The sequence below is a fragment of the Streptomyces panaciradicis genome, assembly GCF_023516615.1.
Lineage (GTDB): Bacteria > Actinomycetota > Actinomycetes > Streptomycetales > Streptomycetaceae > Streptomyces > Streptomyces panaciradicis.
Window position 1 is genome coordinate 1 of the sequence record NZ_JAMGBF010000188.1, and the last position, 24962, is coordinate 24962.

The window sequence follows — 24962 nt, forward strand, 5'->3', positions numbered from 1 at the left end:
CGGCGCCAGCCAGCCGGCCAGCGCCAGGCCGGCGGGGGCCATCAGGGCCATGGCGGCGGCCGTGCCGTCGTCGGCCATGGACCGGCTCGCGGTGGCCGCGCCGGCGAGCAGCAGCAGTCCGATGACGGCCGCCGCCCCGGCTCGCACGGCCACTGGACCGCCCGGCAGCGCGAGCACCACCAGGGCGAGGGCCGGCGCGGTGGCCAGCAGGGTGCGCAGCAGCCACCGGGTCGTCCGCTCGGTCCAGCGGTACGGGCGTTCCCGCAACGTGCCGGCCATGCCGTCGACCAGGTCGTCGAAGTGCGCCTCGGGCAGCGCCTCGACGCGTGGGCGCAGATGCAGGGTGTCGCCGTCGCGCAGGCCGAGGGACTGCGGGGTGGCCTCGAGGTCGAGGGGGGCGCCGCCGAGCCGCTGCACCACCCAGCCACCGTGTTCCAGGCCGGACTCCTCCAACTCCTCGCCGGCGTAGCCGATCACGATCGGCAGCAGATCGGCGAAGGGAATGTCCGAGGGCACCGCGAGATCGACGGACCTCTGGGACGTCTGCACCGTCACCCGGCACAGACCGGCCACCGCACTGTCGGTCACGGCTCGTTCAGCCTCTCTTTCCTCATGTCCGCGTGATGGGAGTCCGGTTCGCGGATACGGACGCGGCGGGTAGGGCCGGGCCTGCGTCTCGGACGCCTGACGGACCGTGGGCTCCGGGACGGTCGAAAGCCCCCGGAACGGCCCGCGAAGCGCGGGCGCTTGACGTGTTCTCGTCCGCCGGGCAGATCGTAGGGGGACGTGTGTGCGGGAAAACTGACCGAGCGGCGCGCCGTACGCCTTCCGCCCGTCGGGGCACCGCGCCGCGCGGCCCTGCGCCCCACCCGAGACCGGGGGAACCGGTGCGCCATGCCGGTGGAGGCACTTTTCGTGCACTGGCGGCTGCCTAGGATCCGGGCGAGGTCTCCCGGCCCACGCCGCGCGCACGCGAGCGGTTGGCACGGTGCGACGGTGGGCGGCAGGGCTGCCCGCGCCCGCACCCTCGGGCCGCATCGGTCGGCATACGTCACCTTCTCGCCCGTGCGCGCCCGTTCCGGGGACCAGGTCGCCCGCCCTGGGCGACCGGCCGACGACCCGACCGCCTGCCACCGCGCTCCGGTGCGCACACCGCCGCCCCGCGATGTGCGCACCGGTCCGGCGGTGCCGCGGCGCCACGCTAAGGAGCCCCGTTCCGTTGTCCGTGGAACTCTTCCGCCGACCAGCCCGCCGCCGCGGCCCCGGCATGCCCCAGGGCGAGTTGTCCCTCCAGGAACCCCCGACGCTGCCGGAGGCGCAGGCCGACACCTCGGCGGTCTGGACGTTCCTGCCGATGGGCATGATGTCCGCGTCCATGCTGGTGATGTTCCTGCGGCCGGGCGAGAACACCGTCCTGAGCTACATCGCCATGGGCATGATGGTGCTGTCCTCGGTGGCGATGCTGGTCGGCCAGGTCATGCGCGGCCGGGCGGACCGCAAGCGCCGCACCAAGGGCGAGCGCCGCGACTACCTGCGCTATCTGAGCCAGGTGCGCCGCAAGATCCGTAAGGCGGTCGCCGAGCAGCGGCAGGCTCTCGTGTGGCGACACCCCGACCCGGCGGTGCTGTGGTCGATGGTGCGCACCACCCGGCTGTGGGAGCGCCGTCCCACCGACGACGACTTCGCCGAGGTCCGGATCGCCGTCGGCGACCAGCGGCTCGGCATCCGGCTCACTCCGATGTCCACCAAGCCGGTCGAGGATCTGGAGCCGCTGAGCGCGCACGCCCTGCGCCGGTTCATCCGCGCCTATTCCACCGTCCCCGACCAGCCGGTCGGTGTCTATCTGCGGGCCTGGGCGAAGGTGCTGACCCGCGGGGACGAGGAGCGCATCCGGTCGGCCTGCCGCGCGGTGCTGGCCCAGCTCGCGGCCTTCCACGCCCCGGACGATCTGTGGGTGGCGCTGTGCGTGTCCGACGAGCGGCGCGGCGAGTGGGAGTGGCTGAAGTGGCTCCCGCACGCCCACCACCGCCACGACCGGGACGGCGCCGGGCCGACCCGGCTGGTCGCGCCGTCGGTCACCGAACTGGAGAACCTGCTCGGCGCCGAGTTCCAGGAGCGACCGACGTTCGACCCGGAGGCCGTGCCCGGGCGCGAGGAGCCGTTCACGGTGATCGTGGTGGACGGCGGCCAGGTCCCGGCAGGGCACCGCTTGGACGGACAGGGTTTCCGCAACTGTGTGGTCCTGGACCTGTCGGGTGCCCTGACCTGGCGCCCGGGGCGCACCACCCTACGGCTGGACTTCTCCGACGGCGAGCTGCGGCTGGTGCGGACCGACCGCAGCCGCCAGGAGCAGACCACCGTGCTCGGCCGGCCCGACCGGATGGGCCCGGCGGCCGCCCGCTCGCTGGCCGCGCTGCTCGCCCCGTACCGGCTGAGCCTTGCCACCGACAGCACCGAGCCGCTGTCCTCCGAGATCCAGCTGGCCACCCTGCTCGGCATCCCCGACCTGCACCGGCACGATCCCGCCGCGTACTGGCAGGGCCGTACCGCGGCCGCCGACCGGCTGCGGGTGCCGATCGCGGTCGGCGCCGACGGCTCGCCCGTCGAACTCGACATCAAGGAGTCGGCACAAGGAGGCATGGGCCCGCACGGCATGCTGATCGGCGCCACCGGCTCCGGAAAGAGCGAGCTGCTGCGCACGCTGGTACTGGGGCTGGCGCTGACCCACTCCTCCGAGACGCTGAACTTCGTCCTCGTCGACTTCAAGGGCGGCGCGACCTTCCTGGGTCTGGAGACGCTGCCGCACACCTCCGCGGTCATCACCAACCTGGCCGACGAGGTGGCCCTGGTCTCCCGTATGCAGGACGCCCTGCACGGCGAGCTGATCCGCCGCCAGGAACTGCTGCGCGCGGCCGGCAACTTCACCTCCGCCCTGGAGTACGAGAAGGCCCGCGCCGCCGGTACTCCGCTCGAGCCACTGCCCAGTCTGTTCGTCGTGGTCGACGAGTTCAGCGAACTGCTCGCCGCACACGGCGAGTTCATGGAGCTGTTCGTGATGATCGGCAGGCTCGGCCGCTCGCTCGGCGTGCATCTGCTGCTGGCCTCGCAGCGCCTCGACGAGGGCAGGATGCACCAACTGGAGAGCCACCTGTCCTACCGGATCGGCCTGCGCACGTTCTCCGCCATGGAGAGCCGCGGCGTGCTGGGCGTGCCCGACGCCTACCAGCTGCCCTCACAGCCGGGCAGCGGCTACCTCAAGACCGGTGTGGAGGCACTGACCCGGTTCCGGGCCGCCTATGTCTCCGGGCCCTACCGGCTGCGGCGCGGCGCGCTGGCGCGAGCCCAGGTGGCCGGTCAGGTGGTGCCGTGGAGCGTGGGCTGGGTAGCGCCCCGGCAGCTGCCGGACCCGGCCGCGCGCGCCGAGGAGGAGAGCGGGGAAAGCGGTGAGGAGACGGCCGCGCCATCGCTGCTGGCCACCGCCGTGGACCGGCTGCGGGCCTCCGGGCCCGCGGCCCGCCAGGTGTGGCTGCCGCCGCTGGACCTGCCGCCCACGCTGGACCAGCTGCTGCCCGAACTGGGACCCGACGCCGAACGCGGCTTCGGCGTCGCGGCCGCATCCGGTACGGGCCGGGCCCAGGGGCAGGCCGTGGTCCCCGGCGCGCTGCGGGTGCCGCTCGGCATCGTGGACCGGCCGTTCGACCAGCGGCGTGACCCCCTGGTCGTCGACCTGTCCGGGGCCGGCGGCCACGTGGCCATCGCGGGCGGCCCGCAGAGCGGCAAGTCGACGCTGCTGCGCACCCTCATCATCGCCCTGGCCCTCACCCACACCCCACGCGAGGTGCAGTTCTACTGCCTCGACTTCGGCGGCGGCAGCCTGACGAGCCTCGCCGGGCTCCCGCACGTCGGCGGAATCGCGGCACACGTGGACGGCGAGCGCATCGGCCGCACCGTCGCCGCGGTGGCCTCGGTGCTGGCCGACCGGGAGCGGTTCTTCCTCGAGCACGGCATCGACTCGATGGCGACGTACCGCAAGCGGCGGGCCGCGGGAGAGTTCCCCGACGAGCCGTACGGCGACGTCTTCCTGGTGGTCGACGGCTGGGGCACCCTCCGCCAGGACCACCTCGACCACGTCACCACGCTCTCCCAGCTCGCCATGCGCGGCCTGAACTACGGGGTGCACCTGATCGTCACCACCGCCCGGTGGGTGGAACTCGCGGCGCAGGTCCGCGACCAGGCGGGCACCCGTCTGGAGCTCAAGATGGGCGACCCCATGGAGTCGGTGATCGACATCCGCAAAGCCCGCTCGGTGCCGCGCGCCCCCGGCCGCGGGCTGACACCCGAGACCAAGCTGCACTACCTGACCGCACTGCCCCGCGTCGACGGGACCCAGGACCAGGAGGACCTGGCGGAGGGCGTGGAGCGGACCGTGCGCGAGATAGCCGGGCACTGGCACGGGCCGGCGGCCCCGGCGGTCCGCATGCTGCCCGTCACGCTGCCCGCCGCCGAACTGCCGGCCCCCGACGGGCACCTGCGGATCGCGCTGGGAGTGGAGGAGGAGAAGCTCGCGCCGGCCTGGCACGACTTCTCCGAGCATCCTCACCTGGTCGTGGTCGGCGACTCGGAGACCGGCAAGACCAACCTGCTGCGGCTGGTGGCCAAGGGCATCACCGAGCGCTACGGCCCCGACGAGGCCCGCATCCTGGTGGTGGACTACCGGCGGGATCTGGTGGAGGCGGTACCCGAGGAGTACCGCCTGGGCCACGCGGTCTCGGTCGACCAGCTGCGGGAGCTGGCGGAGGGCGCGAGCCGGGCCCTGCGCAGCCGGATGCCGGGCCAGGACATCGCGCCGTCCCGCATGCGGCTGCGCGACTGGTGGCAGGGGCCCACCCTGTTCGTCCTGGTCGACGACTACGACCTGGTCGGCGGTGCGCTGGGCCGCAGCCCCTTCGAGCCGCTGCTCGACTTCCTCGCCCTCGGCTACGAGATCGGGTTCCACCTGGTGGTCACCCGCTCCGCCGCGGGCGCCGGGCGGGGGCTGGGCGACATGGTGCTGCGCCGCATGCTGGAGGTCAACACGCCGGGTCTGCTGCTGTCCTGCCCGCCCTCCGAGGGCTACCTGTTCGGCAGTGTGAAGCCGCGGGTCCTGCCACCGGGGCGCGCGCTGCGCATCACCCGCCGCAAGACGGTCCAGGTGCAGACGGCGCTGCTGGAGCAGTGAGAGAAGGGGGTCGGCCGCGGTCGGCCCCCACACCGACCGCACCACCACGAGCGGGCCCCGACCGAGGTCGGGGCCCGCTCGTGGTCTCGGCCGACGACCGAGGGCACGACCATCGGCCGGAGCCGACGGAGCGTCGCGACCTGGCTGTGACGGACGGCAGGCGGGCGGCTGCGCCGGCTCGGCGGCCGAAGCCGACCACCGACACCCGCGCCGCGACCGCAGTGCCGTCGAGGATTACTCGGTCCCGCTGGGAACCGCCCGTCGGCGTCGGCCGCGGACTGCTCCCCGGGCGGCGGCCGCGGCGAGCACGGACACCAGCGCCACAGCCACGACCACGGCCGCGATCAGGCGGGCGCCCCGGCCGTCGGCCGCGGACCACACCACCGGCCGGGGCGGCACGGTCGCGGCCGGACGGGTCTCGCCGTGCGGTACGGCGGTGAGTGCCGCGTACGCGTCCAGCCGCGGCACGTCGGCCGGGTAGGCCGTCGAGGTCAGCCTGCGGAAAGCCTGCGCGGCGGTCAGCTGCGGGTCACGGGAACGGACGAGGGCGGCTGCGCCGGCGACGTAGGCGGTGGCGAACGAGGCGCCACTGCCGGTGAAGTGGCCCGTGCCCCGCGGCCCCGCACCAACGACCTTGTCGCCCGGCGCCGCCAAGTCGGCGTCATCCGGCTGCGGGGCGTCCTTCGGGCGGGTGCCGTCCGGCCCGAAGTCCACGACGGACAGGACACCCCGTTCGGCGGCCGGCCAATACCTCCTGGGCCGGACGGAATCGGCCGAGGCCGACGCTGTACCGGCGCCGGCCGCGGGTGCGCTGTCAGGTGCGGCGGCGGCCACCACCAGACAGTCGTGCGCGGCCGCGTACCGCACCGCCGACGTCAGCGCGGCGCCGCCGGAGGTCAGTGTGAGCGGCACGGCGATCACCTGGGCTCGGGCGTCGGCGGCCGTACGGATGCCCGCCGCGACCCGGTCGGCGTCGGTCCGGCCGAGAGGATCGGTACCCCGTACGGCGAGGATCCGGGCCTGCGGCGCGATGCCGCTGAAGTCGGCACCGCTGCCGCCGCCCGCCGCACCGGCGATCAGGCCGGCGACGAAGCTGCCGTGCCCCACGCAGTCGTCGGCGGCGGCCCCGGCCGCCGTGACCCGGCCCGCCAGCCCACGCGTGCCGGGGGCGACACCGGTGTCGACGACGGCCACGGTGACTCCGGCGCCGCGGGAGAACTCCCACGCACCCGACAGGTCCAGCACGTTGTGCGTCCACGGGGTGACCTTCATGGCGGTGGGCGACGCTTTGGTGCACGCCGCTCCGGACCGCAGAGCGCCCGGGATGACGGGGAGCCGGATCCCTTGCGCGGACGTGCCGGAGGCCGCCGCCGTCGCATCGGCGGCCCTCGCGGCCGACGCCGTCACCGGACCGAGCGCCAGGGCCAGCACGCAGACGGTGGGAAGCGTCCCGAGGGCCCGCAGCGCGCCGTGGTGCCGGTGGACAAGGGGGGCGGACATCTGCGATGGGGTCCTTCGCTGGTCGGGGCGGGGTCGTCGTCGGGGTGTGGTCTGGTCAGATGAGGGAGATCAGGCCTGCGGAGCGGGCGTTCCGCGGCGCCCGGCCGGTCCGCGCGGGGTCCCGGCCGCGAACGCCGCCGGAATCCGATGCACGGTCCGTCTCCCGCACCGAGCGGAGTTTCCGCCGGACCGCGTCGGCGGCGGGATGGCACCCTTCGGCCTCGTGCTCGGTCAGGAGCGACACCGCCTGCTCGTAGCAGGCCGCCGCTTGCTCGGGGAAGCCGAGCAGGTGCTGGACGTCGCCGACGCCCTCCCATGCCAGGGCCTCGCCGTACCGGTCGCCCGACTGCCGGTGGAGTGCGGCCGAACCGCGGCAGTGGGCGAGGCCCTCGCCGGGGTGGCCCAGGTGCGCGCGAGCCCGGCCCAGAGCGGTCAGCGCGGACGCCTCCGCGCGCCGGTCGCCGATCGCCCGGGCCAGTTCGACCGCCGACCGGGCGTGCCGTGCCGAGCTTTCGTGGCGCCCCTCCCGGACATGGACGGCCGCGAGAGCCAGGTGGGCCAGCGCCCGCCCGGGGCCGTCGTCGGCAGGGGCGAACAGCCTCAGCGCTTCCTCCAACGCGGCCACGGCCTCCTCGGCACGGCCCAGCCGGCCGTACACGCGGCCCAGGCTGAGCTGGGAGCGGGCCTGCCCGGGCAGGTCGGCGGCCCGCTTGGCGGCGGCCAGGGCCGTGCCGGCCATCGCCATCCACGCCTGGTCGTGTCCACCGGGTTCGAAGAGTGGTTCGAGGATCGTGAGGAACCGCCACGCGGCGACCGTGTCGTCCGACGCGCCGTCAGAGGCGGCGGCCGCGTGCGCGGCCAGCCGCACCGTCTCCGGCAGCGTCGGCAACTCGGCGGCGAACCAGGCCCGGGCGGCCTCGGCGTCCGGGAACCCGGCCCCGTCCGGTTCTCCGTCCGCTGCGCCATCCGGTTCCGGACGGTCGTACGGCACCGGGGCGAGCAGCCTGGTCGCCGCGCGCGCCATGTGCAGGACGTGGCCGAGCAACCGGCGTACGGCGGCGCCCCGCGTGTCGGCCGCATCGACCTCGTGCAGCAGCATGCTGGCGTAGAGGCGTTCCACCGCGCCCAGGGCGAAGCGGCCCGGAACCCGCTCGACGACCAGGTGCAGGTCGGCCAGTTCGCTCAGCAGCGCCCGGCCCTGGCGCAGTTCGACACCGGCCAAGGCCGACACCGCTGCCGTGCCGACGTCCTGACCGGGGTGCAGCGCCAGCAGTCGGAAGAGCCGGGCCGCCGCCGGGGTGAGCGCCCGGTACGACGCCGACAGCGCCCGGCACGGGCCGGCGATCGGACCGAATCCGGTGGACGAGTCGGACCGGGCGAGCCCGTTGTTCTCGGCGGAATGCGCCGGGCCCGTAGGGCGGACCGAGCCCGCGGCGTCCGCCGGATCGGCCGGACACCCCGGGCCTCCGGGGCCGGCGGTCCCGACGGACCGGGCGCACTCGGCAAGCTCGTGGCACTCCAGTCGGGCCGCGACGGTGGCAAGGGTGGTGTTTGCGTCGTCCGTCGCGGCGGCTGCCGCGGCGACCAGGACCGAAGGCCGTCCCGCGCAGGCGGCGACGATCCTCCGGTACGCCTCCGCCTCCGCGGCCGGCCGTTCGGCACCGAGCCGGTCCGCCAGCAGCTCCGCCGCCTGCTGCGGGGCAAGCGGCTCCAGCGTGACCCGGCGGGCGCCCTCCGCCGCGACCAGGCCGGACAGCCGGTTGCGGCTGGTCACCAGCACCAGACAGCCCGGGCCACCGGGCAGCAGCGGACGTACCTGTTCGGCGTCGCGCGCGTCGTCCAGCAGCAGCAGGACCCGGCGTCCGGAGAGCAGGCTGCGGTAGAGGGCGGTGCGGTTGTCGAGGTCCTCGGGGATCCGGTGCGCGGGGACACCCAACGCCGCCAGCAGGCGGCTCACCGCATCGGCCGGCGCGACGGGCGGCCGGAACGGGTCGAAACCGCGCAGGTCGACATGGAGCTGCCCGTCGGGGTAGCGGTCGGCCAGCCGGTGAGCGAGGTGGAGCGCCAGCGCCGTCTTGCCGATCCCGGCCGGTCCGCAGACGGCACCGACGAACGGGGTACCCCGTCCCGGTCCGGCCTCGTCGGCCAACGCCGACAACTGGTCTGCCTCCGCCCGACGGCCGGTCAGGGCAGGCGGCGGGGCGGGCAGTTGGCGGGGCGGATCCGGTCGGAGACCGACCGGCTGCCCCGCGACGGCGCGTCGGGGACGGGGCGGGGCGTCGACGCCCACGTGCCGCGACGGTACGGGCGCAGGCGTAGACGGGGCCTGACCGGTGCTGTTGCCTTCGAGCACTTTCTGCTGAGCGGCGCGCAGCTCGGGGCCGGGCAGGATGCCCAGTGCACCGGCCAGCCGCACCCGAGCGATCCGACACGTCTCCAGCGCCTCGGCCTGGTGACCGGTGGCGGCCAGGGCCAGTGCCAGCCGGGCCTGCACCTGCTGGTCGAGCGGATGGCGCGCGGCGCACTGTTCGAGCGAGGTCAGCACCCGGTCCGCCAGCCCGTGCCGCAGGGCGATGTCGGCGGCCTCCCGCGCCGCGGTCAGGTACTCGCGTTCCAGAGCGGTGAAGAAGCGGTGGGCCCGTACGTCCGCCGGGATACCGGCGGCGACCGGTCCCCGCCAAAGGAGGAGGGCGTCGTTCCACCGGTCCACGGCCTCCGCCCGCAGCCCCTGCCGGTCGGCTTCACGCGCCTGGTCGCGCAGTCCGCGGAAGCGCAGCAGGTCGATGTCGTCGGTGGCCACCCGCAACCGGTAGCCTCCGTCGACCCGCACCAGCCTCTCCCCCTCGGCCCGGTTCGGCAGGCCGGGCTCCAGCAGCCGCCGTAGCATGCCGATGTGACGGTGGATCACATTGGCCGCGCTCACCGGCGGCTCCTGACCCCACAGCACATCGGAGACCTCGGCGAGGCCGACCGGCCGTCTGGCCCGCACGAGGAGCACGGCGAGTGTGGCGCGCCGCTGCGGCGGGCCGAGGTCCAGTTCGGCTCCGTCGCGCCAGGCCCGCACCGGGCCCAGCACGGAGAAACGCACCGTGCCCGGGTCGCCGCCGCTCATCCGTCCGCCTCCCACCAGCCCGTCCTCAGCCCCGGTACCACTTCTGGTTCTGCGTGCCGGTGCACGTCCACAGCTGCAGCCGGGTGCCGTTGCCGGTCTGCTGGTCCTTCACGTCCACGCACTTGTCGGTCTGCGGGTTGACGAGGTCACCGGCCGCGGTGAGCTTGAACTGCTGGGCCCACCCGCCGTTGCAGGTGGCCAACTGGATCGCCGTGCCGTCCGCGCCGGAGGCCCAGGCGACGTCCATGCACAGGCCGAGGGAACGCACGGTGCCGTCGGAACGCAGGGACCACTGCTGCCGCTTCGCGCCGTTGCAGTCCCATATCTGCAACGGCGTGCCGTCCTTGGCGTGGCCGTCCGTGACGTCGACGCAGCGGCCGGAGGCGGAGCCGACCAGGCTGGTCACGGACGCCCCTGAGCTCGCGCCGCCGCTGGAGGAACCTGACGATCCCGAAGAGCCCTTGGACGAACCCGACTTGACGGAACCCTTTGCCCCGGTGACTGCCGCGCCCGCACCGGAGGCCGTCTTCGTCGTCGTGTTCTTGCCTCCCTTCGCGGCGCCGGGCTTGTCCGCGCCGGAGCCGTGGTTCCCGGCACCGCCAGGGTGTTCGGCCTCCGCGGCCCGAGTGGTGTTCCCCGAGCGCTTACCGGGCGTGCCGGAGGACGAGGAGGAGGCGGCCGCGCCGGGTATGGCGCCGGATCCGTTCTCGCCGTCGCGGGCGAACGTTCCCTCAGCGCCGTTCTCGGTCCGGGTCGTTCGGTCCTCACTGCCGCCGAGCAGCAGGAAGGATGTCCCCGTCACGAGCAGAGCCAGCAGGGCCGCCCCGACGACGGTCTGCTTGGAGAGCTGCCGGCCGCCTTCCTCGGTCCGCGCACCGTCCCCGCTCCCACCGTCCGACGAGCCCGCGACCGCGACGGCCCGCCCGTCCGGTTCCACGGCGCCGGCACTCGTCTCCCCGGCTGCGTCCCCCTCCGTCCGTGAGGCGGCGCCGCCCGCGGCCGCGGACTCCGTGTCCGTCTCCGCGTCGCTGCCGACACCCACGCCTCCTTCGGGGCCGGAGTCGGGGCCGGAGTCGGGGTCGGCATCCGTGTCGGCGTCAGGACCTGCGTCCGGTTCCGGGACCGATGCCGTCGGCCGACCCGCCACAGCGGGTCGGGCCGTCTCGGTGCGGCCCGTCTCCGGCCGCTCCGATCGCTCCGATCGCTCCGGCGCATTCGGTGGCGCCGTGCCGGTGCCCGCCCCGTCGACGCCCTCTTCGGCCTCCGCAGCGGCGGCGGATACCGCCGAGCCCTCGGTCCGCGAGCGCTGGATACCCCAGCGTGTCATGTCCACTCTCCTGGATCACACGTTGCTCGGCCGCGCTTCACGCGCTCACCCAGATGTCCCGATGCGGTTCGACGGAGTCGTCCGGGCGGCGTCGCCCTCTCCGGTCACGGGCGCCTGGTCGTAGCGCCGCGAGGGACGGGGCGGCCGCATGGTCCCCGCCCGCCGGGTGAGCCTAGTTCCGTCCAATGACTGGAAACTGACCGGCGCTCAGCCGCCCTTGCCGACCCGTCCCCGGGGTGGGCAGCCCGGCCGTCCAGTCCAGTACCAGGTCGTTGAATTCCTCCGGCCGTCGTTGGTGCGGCCAGTGGCCCGCCCCGTCGTGGACCACACACGCGCTGTAGGGATGCGGGCTGACCGACCGGTCCCAGCCGGGCCCGACACCCCTCGCCTCGAGCGAGGCCCGCGAGCAGACCGTCAGCACCGGGCAGGTCCGACGGCGCAGGTACGGCTCGCAGGCAGGACGCACCACGGGGCCGTTCTGCGCGTCGTACAGTCCGGCGGCCGTCCGGGTGACGACGTCATCGGCGGTGCCGAGCGCCCGACGGCGGCGCCAGGCCGGAAGCCAGTCGGCGGCGGGTCCGGTCGGTGGGCCCTCGTCCTCCGCCAGCAGTCGGGCGATCGCCTCGGCCGGACGGGGCACACCCACCGCGGCGGCCCGCGCCGCCGCCCGGCCGGCGTCCATGCCGTAGCGGGGACTGACCGCGATCACCGCCTCGACCAGGTCGGGTCGTTCGACGGCGAGGACGGAGGCGATCACCGCTCCGGCCGAGTGGCCCACGGCGACCACGGGCCCCTCGCCGGTGGTGACGAGCAGCCCGGCCAGGTCGTCGGCGAAGTCCCGGGGGGTGTGGCCGTGCGGCGCGGGACTGGACCGTCCGTGACCGGGCAGATCGGGGATGATCAACCGGTGGCGGGCGGCGAAGGCGTCGATCTGCGGGGCCCAGTCGTGCGAGTCGCAGGCCTCACCGTGGACGAGCAGCAGTGTGCGCTGTCCCGCGCCTTCCACCGTGTGGAACAGCGGGACCGCGGCGCGATCGTCCCAGCGCGTCACGCGGATCCCCCCGGTACCGCTCGCAGCGTGGGCCGAGAGGCCGCCGCCTCGTCGTCCGGGCCGAGGCCGCGCAGTCCGGTGCGAATCGCCTCGACGGGCGGCAGCGGGCCGTGCGCCGTGAGATCCGCGCAGTCCCGTACGGCGAGCGCCTGCCGCCATGCGGCTCGCGCCGCGACCAGGTCCCCGGCCGTGCGGTGGGCGTCACCGAGCCAGACCAGGGAGCGGAACTCGTTGTACTGGTCACCGGCGCCTCGGTAGAGATGCAGGGCGCGCTGGTAGCCCGCGACGGCCCGCTGGTGACTGCCCAGGTGCTGGTGGCAGTGACCGAGCCCGCGCCAGACCGCGGCCTCGGCGTGGGGTTCGTCCAAGCCGCGCAGTGGCTCCAGGGCCTGCCGGGTGCGGGTCAGCGCCTGCCGGTACTGTCCGAGCAGCGTGTGCGTCCGACCGAGCGCCTGGAGCGCGCCGGACTGCCCCACCGGGTCGCCGGCCGCCCGGTACCCCTCCAGCGCCTGCTCCCGGTGGTACAGGGCGTGGGCCTGATGCCCTTGACGGTCGAACAGCCGGCCGAACTCGCCGTGCGTGCGGGCCTGCCCTGTCGTCTCGCCGAGTTCATCGAACAGTTCCAGTGCGCGACGCAGGTGCGCGTGGGCTTCGTGGTGGCGGTCCAGCCTGGCCGAGGCCCGGCCGAGGGCACGGTGTACGTGGGCCTGCGCCGTCGGATCGCCGAGCCGCCGGGCGGCCTCCAGCGCCGACCGCAGGGCATCGGTGTGGTCGTGGTGAAGGCCCTGCTGGTCGAGGAGACGGTCCAGAGCCCAGGCCAGTTGCCAGGCGTGCCGATCGAATCCCTCACGGGCCGCGCGCCCCACCATGTCGAGCAGCACCGGCAGTTCGGCACCGAACCAGGCCAGCGCCGTGCCCCGCTCGGCATGTGAGGACGGGTTCACGCCCGGCTCCGGCGGGGGCAGGGTGATTCTGGGCCCGTTCGGGGACAGCGTCCGCACCGCGCCGTGGGCGGTGTGCAGACAGTGGTCGAGTATCCGGTGCAGCACGGCACGCCGGCTGTCCGCGTCCTCGTGCGTCTCCGCGAGTTCGGCTGCGTGCACCCGCAGCGGCCGGTGCCGGGCGAACCTCCCCTCCGCCGCTGGGGTCAGGAGGGAGACCCCGGCGATCTCGTCCAGCAGTCCGCGTACCGGCTCCACCGGGACGCCGGCCGCGCTGGCGGCCAGGAATACGTCGAACGTCCGGCCCGGGTGCCCGGCCAGCGTTCGGACGAGACGCGCAGCGGCGGGTGACAGCGCGCGGTACGAGGCGTCGCACGCCGTGCGGACCTCGGCGAGTGCGTCCAGGTCCGCTCGGCCGTCCCGCAGTTCGGCCACGGTGGCGGCGAGCGGGAAGTCAGGGCGGGCGCCTGCGCGGGCGGCCACGACGGCCAGGGCCAGCGGCAGCCCTCCGGTCAGGTCGGTGATCTCGGTGACCGCGTCCTCCTCGGAGGCCACCCGGTCGCCACCGATCCGGACCGCCAGGCAGTCACGGGCCTCGTCGGCGTCGAACGGCTCCAGCGTCAGGAACCGTACGTCGTCCGCTCCCTCGGCCAGGTCCTCCAGTGGGCCGCGGCTGGTGACGACGGCCGGGCAGCCGGGCAGGCGGGGCAGCAGCGGCCGTACCTGCTCGGCGTCCCGGGCGTCGTCGAGCACGACCAGGACGCGGCGCCCTGCCAGTACCTCGCGGTAGCGCCGGGATCGCTCCCGTTCGTCGGCCGGGACCTGCTCCGGCGGCACTCCCAGCGCCTGCAGGAACCATCCCAGCACCAGGGCGGACTCCACCGGCGGCCCGCCGGGGCCGAAGCCGCGCAGGTTCGCGTACAGCTGGCCGTCCGGGAAGCCGGCCGCGGCACGGTGGGCCCAGCGCACCGCGAGCGCGGTCTTGCCGGAACCGGGCGTCCCGCTGACGACGACCGCCGCGGCCCCGCCCGACGGGTCGCCGTCCGGCGTGGGCATCAGGGCCAGCTCCCGCTGCCGGCCGACGAACACCGGCAGGTCTGCGGGCAACTGCGCCGGGACCGAGAAAACGTCGGGTGACGTGCTGCGCCGTTCTTCGGCACGGGCGGGCGTCGGACGCACTCCGCCGTTCGGCGCTTCCGGTGCAGCGGTGCCGAGTACCAGCCGCGCGGCGGCCCGCAGTTCGGCCCCCGGACCGATGCCCAGTTCCTCTCCCAGACGGGTGCGCACCTCACGGTAAGTGCGCACGGCCTCCTGGGCACGGCCGGTCGCGCTCAGGGCCTGCAGGAGCCGGGCGTGCAGTGGTTCGTCCATCGGGCGCTCGTCGGCGCAGCGGCGCAGGGCCCCGAGAAGTGCCCCGGCCCGGCCGCAGCGCAGCGCAGCGTCGGCGGCCTCCTTGACCACGGCGTGCCGTTCCCGGTCCAGTGCCGTCAGTATCGGATGTGCCCGCACCGCGGACGGGATGCCGTCGGCGGTGGGACCCTGCCACAGGGCAAGCGCCTCGACGTACTGTGCCACCCCCAGGTCCTCCGCCCCGCTGTCCCTTCGCCGGCGGGCGTCCTGCGTGAGTCGGCGGAAACGCAGCAGGTCCAGCGAGTCTGGATCGGCCTCCACTCGGTAGCCGCCGGCGCCGCGCAGCAGCCACTGCCCGAACGCGCGGGTCGGGAGATCCGGTTCGAGCAGCCTGCGCAGCAACCCGATGTGCCGGTAGACGACGGTGAGCGCGCTGACCGGCGGGTCGTCGCCCCACAGAACGTCGACGATCTCCTCGACCTCGACGGGATGTCCGGGACGGGCCAACAGCAGCGCCAGCACGGCGCGTTGCTGCGGCGGTCCGAGCTCGAGGAGCCTGCCGTCCCGCCAGGCTCGCACCGGGCCCAGAACGGCGAAACGCACCCGTCTCCTCTCCGCTTCCGCGGGCATGGTCGTCCTTCCTTCCGGCACCGGTGCGGCGAGCGCGACCGCTCTCAGGTGAAGATCACCAGCGCGTGGACCGACCTTAGGAAGCGCCTCTTGCGATCCTCTTGGGGTCGTCTTGGAGCCGGACCGGTGGGGTGCGACGGAGCACCCCGGAAGGGGGCCTACTGCTCGCCGTCGGTGAAGGGGCCGGGGTCTTCGAACTCGCCCGGCTCGGGGAACGGACCAGGGTCGTCGAACGCTTCAGGCTCGGGGAACGCATCAGGCTCGGGGAACGCACCGGGATCCTCGAACGGCTCAGGCTCGGGAAACTCACCCGGATCCTCGAACGGCTCCGGATCAGAAAACTCACCCGGGTCTTCGAACGGCTCCGGATCGGCGAAAGCCTCTGGTTCGGCAAAGGGCTCCGGATCGGAAAATGGCTCCGGGGCGGCAAAGGGCTCCGGTTCGGGGAACTCACCAGGATCCGCGAACACCTCCGGCACAGGAAAGGGACCGGGGTCCTGGAACGGCTCGGGGCCGGCGAACTCCTCCGGCTCGGGAAGAGGCTCATGACCGTGGACCATCTGCGGCGCGGGCAGCGCCTCGGTGCCGTCGGGTGCGCCCAGCGGGTGGTCGCGCAGCAACGGGCCGGAGTCGGCGATCGCCTCGATCGTGGTCACGATGTCCTGGGGCAGGGTGCCTGGCGTGATGTCCCATGGGTTGGCCATCACCCCGTCGGCCCGGACCGCGGGCCGGGAAGCCGACCGCCGGAAATAGGTGCCCTCGTCCTGGTACGCGTCGGGCGGGCCCAGGTAGTGGATCAACTCGTGCAGCCAGACCCCGTCGTCGTGCCGCATGTCGAGGTGCCGCTGATCGGGCCGGTACGGCACGGGGCCGACGGGGGTGTCGGTCACGATGATGTGTTCCGGGTGGTCGGGATCGTGCACCAGCCGGACGCCGACGTGCAGTTGATCGCCTGAGCCCGGTAGTGCGTAACCGATGTTGAGGTAGCTGTCCAATGCCTCCTGCAGCCTCCGTTCCAGACGGGGCAGACGTGCGGGGTCGACGTTCTCGGCTGTCCGGACCGGCAGTTCGAGTGTGAGGTCGCGGATCCAGGTGCCGTTCTCCGCCTGGATGCGGCGCGCCGTGTAACGGATCAGCGTACGTACGCCGGCCAGTTCTCCCGGCCGTCCGGGGACGGGTGCCGGGTTGCGGGCGGGGTCGAAACGTTCGGTGGACAGCCGGGCTGCGGGCGCGCCGGACCTGCGGTGCATCCACTCCTCTGGAGCAGCCGGTCTGGCGACCCGCGCGGCCGCCGGGCGCCGGGGCACCCCGGCCGGATGGTCCTTCACCATCCAGCGTTCGGGCGCGGCGGACGTGCGCCCGTCCCCGTCCCGGTCGCCGGGCAAGCCTGCGGCGTCTCCCCCGCGTTCGTCTCCCTCCGCCACCTCGGGCGCGGTGCCCGTGGGAGTGGTCCTGCCCAGGAGGGCTGCCTCGACGGCGGCCGCGGTCGCGGAGAGCGGGCGTTCCGGTGTGCGGGGCGGGACGACGCGCTCGGCGCGCGGCGCGTCGTCGAGAGCCGGCCCGCGCATGGTCCGCGCGGTCAGCGAGGTCGACGGCAGATCCGCATGGCCCTCTCCGCTCGTCTCACGAGCGGTCTCGAGGTCGGCAACGGCCCGGCCGAGGTCGGCCCGGGCCTTGGACTGGATCGCCGCCTGCCGGCGCTGGTCCCGGGCGAGTTCGGTGGCCTGTGCGTCAAGGTGTCGCACCTCCTCGGCCGCCTCGGTGTACTCCCGCTGCTTCCGCTCCGCCTCTTCGCGCCGCGTCCGCATCTCCCCACGGGCGTGGAGCAGCCGCTGGGCGGGCCCCGGCACGCCCTCCGACGCGAGGCGGGACAACGCATGCTCGTCGAGGCCGTGGGCGGTGAGGACGAGCCGGGCCTTGCCGACATCGGCCACGGTTTGGGCGAGACGGTGACGTGCCGCCATCAGTTCGCGCTCGGCCTGATCCGCCTCGTCTGCCGGGGCGGGCCCCTCGGAGGCACCCTCTGGGAGCCCGGCAATGCGCCCGCGAGCCTGTTGCAGCTCCCGCTGGGCCGCCGTCACCTCGGACTGCGCCTCCGTTTTCCGTGCCGCCGCGTCGGCCAGCGCCTCTTCCGTCTCGTACCGGACCAGCGTCTCGGCGAACCGATCCCGGCTTGCCTCGGCCAGCCGCAGTGCGGACAGGGCCTCCGCCGCCCGGTCATGGGCCGCGGCGAGGCGCTCCCTGAGCAGCTGCTCCTGCTGTCTGAGCCGTGCCTGGTTCTCGGCCGCCTCCGCGTGACGCTCAGCCGCCGGGGCGAAGTCGTTCCAGGCGTCCAGAACGCGTGCGTCGTCGGCACGCAGAGTGCCGGTTTCCCCGAAGGACCAGCGGCGCAGCCCCCGTTCGGTGCGCAGGAACAGGTCCACCGGACGCCGGGAGAGCCGGGCCGCCTGCGCGGCCGCGTAGACGGCCCGGCCGACCGGTGGCGGGCCGTCCTCGTCGCCGGTGCCGGGATCCGAGCGGGACGCCAGCCACAACTGCACGGTCCCATCGTCCCGGTGCAGGCCCGCGACGAGCACATGGGGCAGATCCGCCATCGGATGCCGTCTCCAGTCCCGCAGCGACTCGTCGGGCTGATCGCGCAGGAGGGACCGCACGTCGTACACCCCGGGCCGGACCCGGGCCTCGGTCACGCCGTATCCGAGCAGGTCGCGTTCGGCCATCCGTACGCTGGTGGTGCCATACACGTACCGGGGCGGGCCGGCCGGGCCCACGACCGAGATCACTACGTCCACGGCGGTCTCGTGGGTGCGGGCGGCCGGCAGGTCGTCGGGGCCGGTGGTGACGCCTGTCTTGAGCCGTTCGCGGCGGACGTCCTGCGATCCGGGTGTCTGGGCGGAACGCAGCGGCTCCGGTGCGATCGCGGAGGTGCCGACCGCCATCCGCTGGTTCTCCCTCGTTTTGTCCATCACAGGGGCCGTGGACCAGCCCAGCGACGGGGCCGCGGCGAAGGTGCTGGAGGAGGAGTGACCGGTGGTGTTCTGCCGGCCGCGGCCCAGGGCGATGTCTCCGGCCGAGGTGATGGGCCGCGGGTTGTGCAGCTCGACGGTCACCGTCGTCACGTCCGGGGCCGGCTCGTGGCCCTGCAAGGTGCCGGGCAGTGGGTGGGGCTGACGTCGCGAGACCTCCATTCTGCGGATCTGGATGAGTTCACTCAGCCGGACCGCCGCGTCCTCCCGCGAGTCGAGGGCGTCCATGAGCCCTTGGCCGGCCGTGTGCGGATCCACCTCGGCCAGGACGTCACGCAGGTGTCGGGCCCCGTCGAAGGCCTGCACGAGGACGGGTCCGGTCGGCATCAGCGCCGGCATGCCGGTGCGGTACGCAACCGGCGGGATCTCGGCCGGGCGGTGGAAGGGGACCGGGTCCGGTCCGTGTACCGGAACGGACGGGGCCTCACCGCCGGCGAACCGCAGTGTGTTCCTCACCAACGTCACCGCGCTCTGCGGGGTACGCCCGCCGAAGGCGGCCAGCCAGGTGCGCAGGTCCGGGGTGTCTCTCCAGGAGATGAGTCCGCCGCTGAGGAAGCCGCCGAAGATGTCGGGCGGCCAGTCGGTGGCCAGAGCCGAGCGCAGCACCGAGGTGTACCGGTAGACGACCTCGAAGTCGGCGGTGTTGTCGGTATCCGTCCAGAAACGGTCCTGCCATGCCGTCGTCTGGGCCACCGCCCGGGAGTGGTCGATCCCACCTCCTACGGCCGGGCCGGTCCGGTCCGCGACCATGTGGTCGCCGGCCCGGGGATGACGGGTGACCAGGCCGAGGGAGGCGTTGTGCGACGTGGTCCGGGTGACGCCGCGCGATCCGGCCGACGGGGTGAGGGACGAGGAGTTCTCCAGTCCCTGGCCCTTGCCCGCCTGACGGCCGCGCAGGGTCCGCAGGGTCTCGGTGTCGCCCCTGGGCCGGGCCCGCAGTTCGACCTCCACCAGCCGGGCACCACCCATCGCGCGGTACAGGAAGTGGAAACGCTGCGCTCCCCCGGGCCCGCGCCCGGGCAGGGCCCGCATCGCGGTCAGGCTGGTGGCGGCGACGGCACGGGCACGCAGGCCCGGCACGTAGGAGGAGTTTCCGGGGCTCATCGCTCCGGGCGCTTCCCTCTCGATCTGCTCCATGAGCTTGTCGCGGAAGGGATGTCCCTGAGCGGGGACCTCGGCCGCGGTCGCCGAGGCCGCGCCGTCCGAACGCGCAGGCGTGTTGGAGCCCGACGGTGTGTCGGGCCGAAGCTCCGTCAGCGGCACCGAGTCCAGGACGCCACCGAGTCCGAGTTCCCCGGTGCGCGCGAACCGGTCGGGCAGGGCGGGCCGCGATCCGCTGTCGGCAGGGTCCGCGGACTCGATCACGTCACGCAGCTGCGGGACATCGGTGAACCACCGGGCGTCGCGTCTGATCTGGGCATCGGTGACCAGTACGGACAACGCCTGCGGCAGGTCGAGGGCGATCGTCACATCGTTGCCCGCTCCCTGGCCCAACACACTGGTGACGATGTTCCGGTGCCCCCGGCGGACCGTCATCAGCACGGTCACGGTGGAACTCAGCCGGTGCTGCCTGCTGTCGGCGCCGGGTGTCCGGGTGACCTCGGCGGAGGATCCCAGCGCACGCGACTCGGCCGTCCTGCGCTGGAGGGCATAGGACAGGACCGGCGTGACCATCGTGTTCCCGGACGTGACCGGTTTGTCCTTGTCCGGTCGGTCCTTGACGTCGGGGCGCCCTCCGAAGGAGGCGCCGAGCCGGGGGCCGGTGGACCGGCTCGTCGTGTAGGTCGAGCCGTCGGACGAGGAGATCCCGCTCTCCTGCCACTGCTGGGCGGTGCCGACGGACAGGGGCGGGTGCGCGTAGGCGGCGACCTCCACGGAGAACTCGCCGTCCGTGATCGCTCCCGGCAGGGCCAGTCCCTCCACGACGTAGCCGCCGCCCAGGATCTGGTGGCCGCGCGAGATGAGCTGTTCCGGGCTCAGCGCGGCCCGCAGCGTCTCGATCATGACGGACCCCTGGTGGTCCGGGGCGCCCCGCAGGAACCCGGAGACCTGGCGACCCACTTTCGCGAGTGGCGCGGTCACCCGCGCGGAAACGGTGCCGCCGTCGGCCGCGGACTCCGCCTCGGCGCTCTGCGCGCCTGCCGGACGCGGATCGGGGAACGCGCCGGTCACGACGGACTCGAAGGCGTCGATCAGGTCGCGGGAACCGGCGAACACGTCGATGATCGCGTCGCCCGGAACCCGGAACACACCCTCCCTCGGCAAGCCGTCGGGTCCGGTCAGCGCCAGTCTGTCCCAGTCCTCCTGGGTGGCGGAGCGCGGCCTGATGGGCAGGGGCGGTGGGGTCGACGACTCGGGTTCGCCGCGCGTCCATGGGCGCGGGACGGCGACCCGCAGGACGCCCTCCGCGCGGTTCGCGCCTCCGTCGCCCGCACCCGGGTCACGCGCTCCGTCGTCGGCGGCGTCCGGTTGGCCTCCCGTGTGTTCCGCCGGGAAGGTGACGATCGGGGTCCGCGCGTCTTCGCCGTACAGGGCGAGGCGGAACCGGACCGGCACGTCGAAGACCTCGGAGGGCTGTCCCTCGCTCATCGCCACCTGGTCCCCGGAGACGCTGACCGACTTCGTCCCCGACCGGCCCCACCGCCAGTCGTATCCTCCGTCGAGGCCCCCGGTCAGCCAGCTGCCTCCGCGCACTGATCCGCCACCGGACAATCCGATACCCGTCTGCAGACCCCATTCGACACTGCTCTCCTGCGTTCCCGGATCGGCCAGGGAGGAGACGTTGATCGTGTGGACGTCGGGCAGGGTGCGGTCGTGCCGGGGCTGCCTGACGGGGTCCCGCTCGGCGGTGAGTCGCAACTGCACCCGAGTGGCGGAGACGGCGGTGGGAGCGTCCAGCCACAGCGCGAACCCGCCGTCGACGGCGCTGTCCGCGGCGGCCCGCAGACCGACGGGGCTGCGGGCCAGTTCGAATCGGCGCAGGTTCTCCAGCCGCACCGCCGCGGCCGGTCCGCCCCGCGGCGGACGGGCCGCGGCGTTGTCGCCCCGGTCCTGCCCGGCCGGGGGAAGGAAGCCGTGCTGCCGCAGGTAGGTCTCGGCCGACGCGAAGAACGCTTCGGTGCCCCGCACGTCGAGCACCGTGGCGGACAGGCCGATCCCGCGCACTCGTGCCAACTCCGGGGGGAGGTACCGCCGCTCCGCCACCTCCCCGCGGGCGTCCTTGGCGCGCAGCAGCCGCAGCCGCAGCGCCCGCTCCCAAGTGTCGGACTCGTGCCGGACGATCGAGCCGTCCGCCCCGACGAACTCCACCGTGTACGTCACGTCGGCGTCGCTCAGCACGTGTGCCGCGTTACTGCGCAGTGCGTGCTGGAGGGCTGCGGAGCCGCCCGAGCCGAACGCCTTCGTCAGCTGGAGCGAGGCTCCGCCGCGCACCGTCACGGTGCCGGCGGCGGCGGACGTCCCACCGATCGGGACGCGCCCGGACCCCAGGGCCACGGAGACGGTGGCCTCCGCCGCGGCACCGCTGGTCAGCCGAGCCGAGCCGACGACGCTACGGTGGTGGACGACGTAGCTCTCCATGGCGGTCTTCCCCGGCACGGAGGTGCGCAGCGCCTTGCCGGCCCGGACCACGGCGGTCAGTTTGAACATGCCGACGACAGCGCCGTCGGAGTCGGTCAGCAGCGGGGAGTACGCGCCGTGGCGGAGCGCGGGCATGGCACCGCGCAGCCCCGGTTCGGAGAACATGGCCTCCGCTTCCGTCCTCGATTCCGGCGCGAGCGGGGTCAGGACACTCGCGAACCGCTGCCGCACTTCGTGGAGCAGCCGCTCGGGGTCGGCCAGCGAGTCCACGGCCCACAGCGGCAGTTCGTCGAGGTCGGCCGGTACCACGTCGGCGGTCGCGAGGTGCTCGTCGGACACCAGGTGCTGCGGGAACCAGACGGTGAGTGTGCCGGCCCGCTCGCTGAGCTGCCCGTCGTCCCCGCCCGTGGCGTCCTCGCCGTTGGACCCGGTCTCGCCGGCCGCAGTGCCCTCGGTCTCGCGCAGTACCCGCCAGGAGACCTGGTAGGAGTGTGGCTCGGCCGGCTCGCTGCTGCTGAGCACGGAGACGGTTCGCACGCTGTCACCGACAGTGGTGGTACCCGACATCTGATGGTGGGTCAGGCTCAACTGCACGGACCCCATGGCTCTCAGCAGCGGAATCCTCTGGGGCGTGGGGAAGATCCCGCTCCAGCCGACCGGAATGGTCCGGCTTGTGCGGTAGCCCCCCTGGTCCGATGTGCTGCGGGTGCTCGCCGCTTGCCGCTCCACTCGTTGTTCGGGCAGGCCGGCGCCCGATTCCCCGTACCACTCGGGGCGTCCGTCGTACGCGAGGTCGAGTCGCACCCGTATGGCTCGCTCGCGGCCGTTCACCGGGACGGTGATGTGATGGCCGTCCGCGCCGAGCAGGGCCGACAGGTGCTCTTCCAACTGCTCCTGCGCCAGCCGGCGGTCCAGCACGGCATGCGCCGGTCCGTCGTCGCGCTGGATGCCCAGGGTCGTGATGATCCGTGCGCGCAGCGCGGCGATCGTAGGGGACGCCAGCGGTGACACCGCGACCAGGCCGGGAGTGCTTACCCGGTCGGTACCACCGAAATCGCGTACCGGGGCGGCCGGTTGCGTGTCGGACACGACGATCCGTGGCGGTGCGGAACGTGGCTCGTCGGTCGGCGAGGCGACGGCGGAGCGGGGGCCCTTGCGGGCGACGCCCGGCGGAGGGGCGGGCGTCCGCCCGTGGGCACCGGTCACCGCGGAGGCGGACGTACCCGCCTGCGCGCCGTCGGTGTGGGTGTCGGTGTTGGTGTCGGCCAACGGCATGGCGTGCAGGACGGTGTACGGCACGGCGGGCTGGTGCCGGGCCGCTGTACCGGAGAGGGAGGTGGTCTGCGGGCGGACGGAGACCTCCGGCACCGGGTCGGCGGCCCGGGCCGCGCCCGTCATGAACTCCGAGAAGGCGTCGTACCGGGCGTTGTCGGCGGCGGTCGTCCTGACCGGGTTGGACGGCTCCGGGTGGAGGGCGGCCGGGTCGCTGCCGTACAGCCGCTCCAGCAGCGGTGTCAGGTCGCGCTCGTGGGCCCTCACCCAGTCCGGTCCGTTGTTGCGGGGCCGGCCGGTCAAGCCGTCGATGCCGTGGTTGGCGCCCAGGTAGGCGTTGCTGGCCTGGGCGAAGTATTCGTAGGGGTCGCTGGACGAGTAGTTCTCCGCCGGGCCGCCGTCGAGCCGGCGTCGGGGTCCGTCCGGCCACAGGACGTCGTGGCCCCCGGCACGCTTGTCCCGCCACGCCCGATCGACTGTCTCGCGGTCCTCGGCGGACAGTCCCGCGATGTGCAGCAGGTGCGCGATCTCGTGGGTGGAGCTGGAGTAGCCCTCCGTCTCGTGCCTGACCGGCCCGATCGTGGTCTGCTCGCCGAGCAGGTTCTCCTCGGGCACGACGGCCGTGAGTCCCGTGGTGCCGGCGCGCAGTTCGGCCACGGGCCGGCCGCCGTGCTGGTCGTGCCGGCCGTGGAACGCGGCGAAGGAGCTCACCTCGGTGAGCGGCACGTCCTTGGGAAGCACTACCACCTCGGCGCCGGACAGCAGCACACGCTCGGCCGTCGCCGGATCGCCCATCATCCGGGCCACTTGTCGGCACGCCTCACGCCGCGCCGACACGGGCCGGGACGTCCCGGCCGGCACGACGACCAACAGGTGCGCCGTGTTCCGCGCGAACTGAGCGGCCGACCGGGACGTGCGCAGTCGGTACACGAACGGCGCATGGGCGGCCAGCCGGCGGACGTCCTCCTGGGACATGACGGCGAAGGCGTCGTCAAGTTCCGCCGGCGGGAGGGCCAGTAGACGGTCCACGACCGCATCGGATACGGCCGAGTGCGGCAGCGGCGGCTGAGCGGCCCGGGGCGCGGAATCCTCCGCGGTCGCACGCGCCGCCCCGGACTCCGTCGCGGCGGCCCGGCCCGGCGGAGAGGCGCTCGGTGCGGAGGACTGCTCCGTGGAGGGCTCCGCCGTGGCGGGCCTGACCTGCGTGCCCGCGCCGGCGACCGTGGGCGGCGCCGCCTCTGCCGCGGTGGCGTGTCGTGTGGTGGCAGGTACTCCCTCGGCACCCGACGTTCGGTGCGCGCTGGGCTCCGCGGTCGTCGTGACCCGGCCGACCGGCGGCGGAACCTCGGCGGAGCGGGGGGCGGGCGCGGGGGACGCGGAGGAGACGGTGGGGGCGAAGGGGGACGCGGCGGCAGGGGCGGGGACGGGCTCGGAGGCCGCGTCGGAGAACGGCCCTTCTTCGGTGGCAGGGCCGCCGTCCGTGCGTGCGCCCCGGTCGGTCGGCGGCACCGGGGGGGTTGCCGTGCGGGTGGGGGGACCGGCGTTCGGAGCGACACCGACGCCGTCCTGCCGAACGTTCGCCGCGCTCCCCTCCGGGACGGGGGTCGGGACACCTGCGTCGTGCCGAGTGGTGGGCCCCTGGTCGGGGAGCAGGTCCGTGTCCGGATCGAGGGGCTCCGTCGTCGCCGGGGCAGTGGTCTTCACCTGAGCCGAGACCGGGGCCATCAGCTTGGTTGCGGTGGTGGGCAGGGTGGTGTCCGTCGTCCCTCCGCCCCTGACCGTGGTGTGCGTCGACGGCACCGATACGTGTCCCGGCACCGGAACACCCACCCCGCCCAGCCCCGCCAGCACGTTCACACCGTTGAACCCACCAGCCGCCGCCGCGAGTTCACCAGAGCCCTGCCCCGCCTTCGACGACAGACCACCCCCACCGGACGCGATCCCCGCCCGACCACC

At 74.1% G+C, this 24962-nt stretch carries 8 protein-coding genes; 1 reads left to right on the forward strand and 7 read right to left on the reverse strand.

Annotation, left to right across the window (positions count from 1 at the left end):
* On the reverse strand, positions 1-588 hold a 588-nt coding region (gene eccD / locus M8J74_RS39370; protein ID WP_249841032.1), incomplete at its 3' end, for a type VII secretion integral membrane protein EccD.
* A 631-nt stretch (positions 589-1219) separates the two neighbouring features.
* Between eccD and eccCa the strand changes: the two genes are divergently transcribed.
* Positions 1220-5218, forward strand: coding sequence for a type VII secretion protein EccCa (gene eccCa / locus M8J74_RS39375; RefSeq protein ID WP_249841033.1), 3999 nt, complete (start codon positions 1220-1222; stop codon positions 5216-5218).
* A 234-nt stretch (positions 5219-5452) separates the two neighbouring features.
* On the opposite strand, the gene M8J74_RS39380 is transcribed toward eccCa, so the two are convergent.
* The 6 genes from M8J74_RS39380 to M8J74_RS39410 all read right to left on the reverse strand — a co-directional run bounded on the left by M8J74_RS39380 (position 5453) and on the right by M8J74_RS39410 (position 24035).
* Positions 5453-6718 carry a S8 family serine peptidase gene (locus tag M8J74_RS39380; protein ID WP_249841034.1) on the reverse strand — a complete coding sequence of 422 codons (1266 nt, stop codon included), beginning with the start codon at positions 6716-6718 and terminating at the stop codon, positions 5453-5455.
* A gap of 55 nt (positions 6719-6773) precedes the next feature.
* A complete protein-coding gene (locus tag M8J74_RS44710; RefSeq protein WP_283949149.1) occupies positions 6774-9830 on the reverse strand; it encodes an AfsR/SARP family transcriptional regulator in 3057 nt (1018 codons plus the stop codon).
* 25 nt (positions 9831-9855) lie between these two features.
* Positions 9856-10872: a ricin-type beta-trefoil lectin domain protein gene (locus M8J74_RS39395; RefSeq protein ID WP_249841035.1), complete on the reverse strand. Its 1017-nt coding sequence runs from the start codon at positions 10870-10872 to the stop codon at positions 9856-9858.
* A 457-nt stretch (positions 10873-11329) separates the two neighbouring features.
* Positions 11330-12208, reverse strand: a complete 879-nt coding sequence (locus M8J74_RS39400; RefSeq protein ID WP_249841036.1) for an alpha/beta fold hydrolase — start codon at positions 12206-12208, stop codon at positions 11330-11332.
* Positions 12205-15129, reverse strand: a complete 2925-nt coding sequence (locus M8J74_RS39405; RefSeq protein WP_249841037.1) for an AfsR/SARP family transcriptional regulator — start codon at positions 15127-15129, stop codon at positions 12205-12207. Before M8J74_RS39405 ends, M8J74_RS39400 begins: the two co-directional genes overlap by 4 nt.
* A 158-nt stretch (positions 15130-15287) precedes the next feature.
* Complete coding sequence (locus M8J74_RS39410) at positions 15288-24035, reverse strand: hypothetical protein (RefSeq protein ID WP_249841038.1); 8748 nt, start codon at positions 24033-24035, stop codon at positions 15288-15290.
* Between the last annotated feature and the right edge of the window lie 927 nt (positions 24036-24962).

Excerpts from the sequence above, each read along its gene's own strand:
- M8J74_RS39380 (WP_249841034.1), bottom strand. The coding sequence starts at position 6,718 with ATGTCCGCCCCCCTTGTCCACCGGCACCACGGCGCGCTGCGGGCCCTC.
- M8J74_RS44710 (WP_283949149.1), bottom strand. The coding sequence starts at position 9,830 with ATGAGCGGCGGCGACCCGGGCACGGTGCGTTTCTCCGTGCTGGGCCCG.
- M8J74_RS39405 (WP_249841037.1), bottom strand. The coding sequence starts at position 15,129 with ATGCCCGCGGAAGCGGAGAGGAGACGGGTGCGTTTCGCCGTTCTGGGC.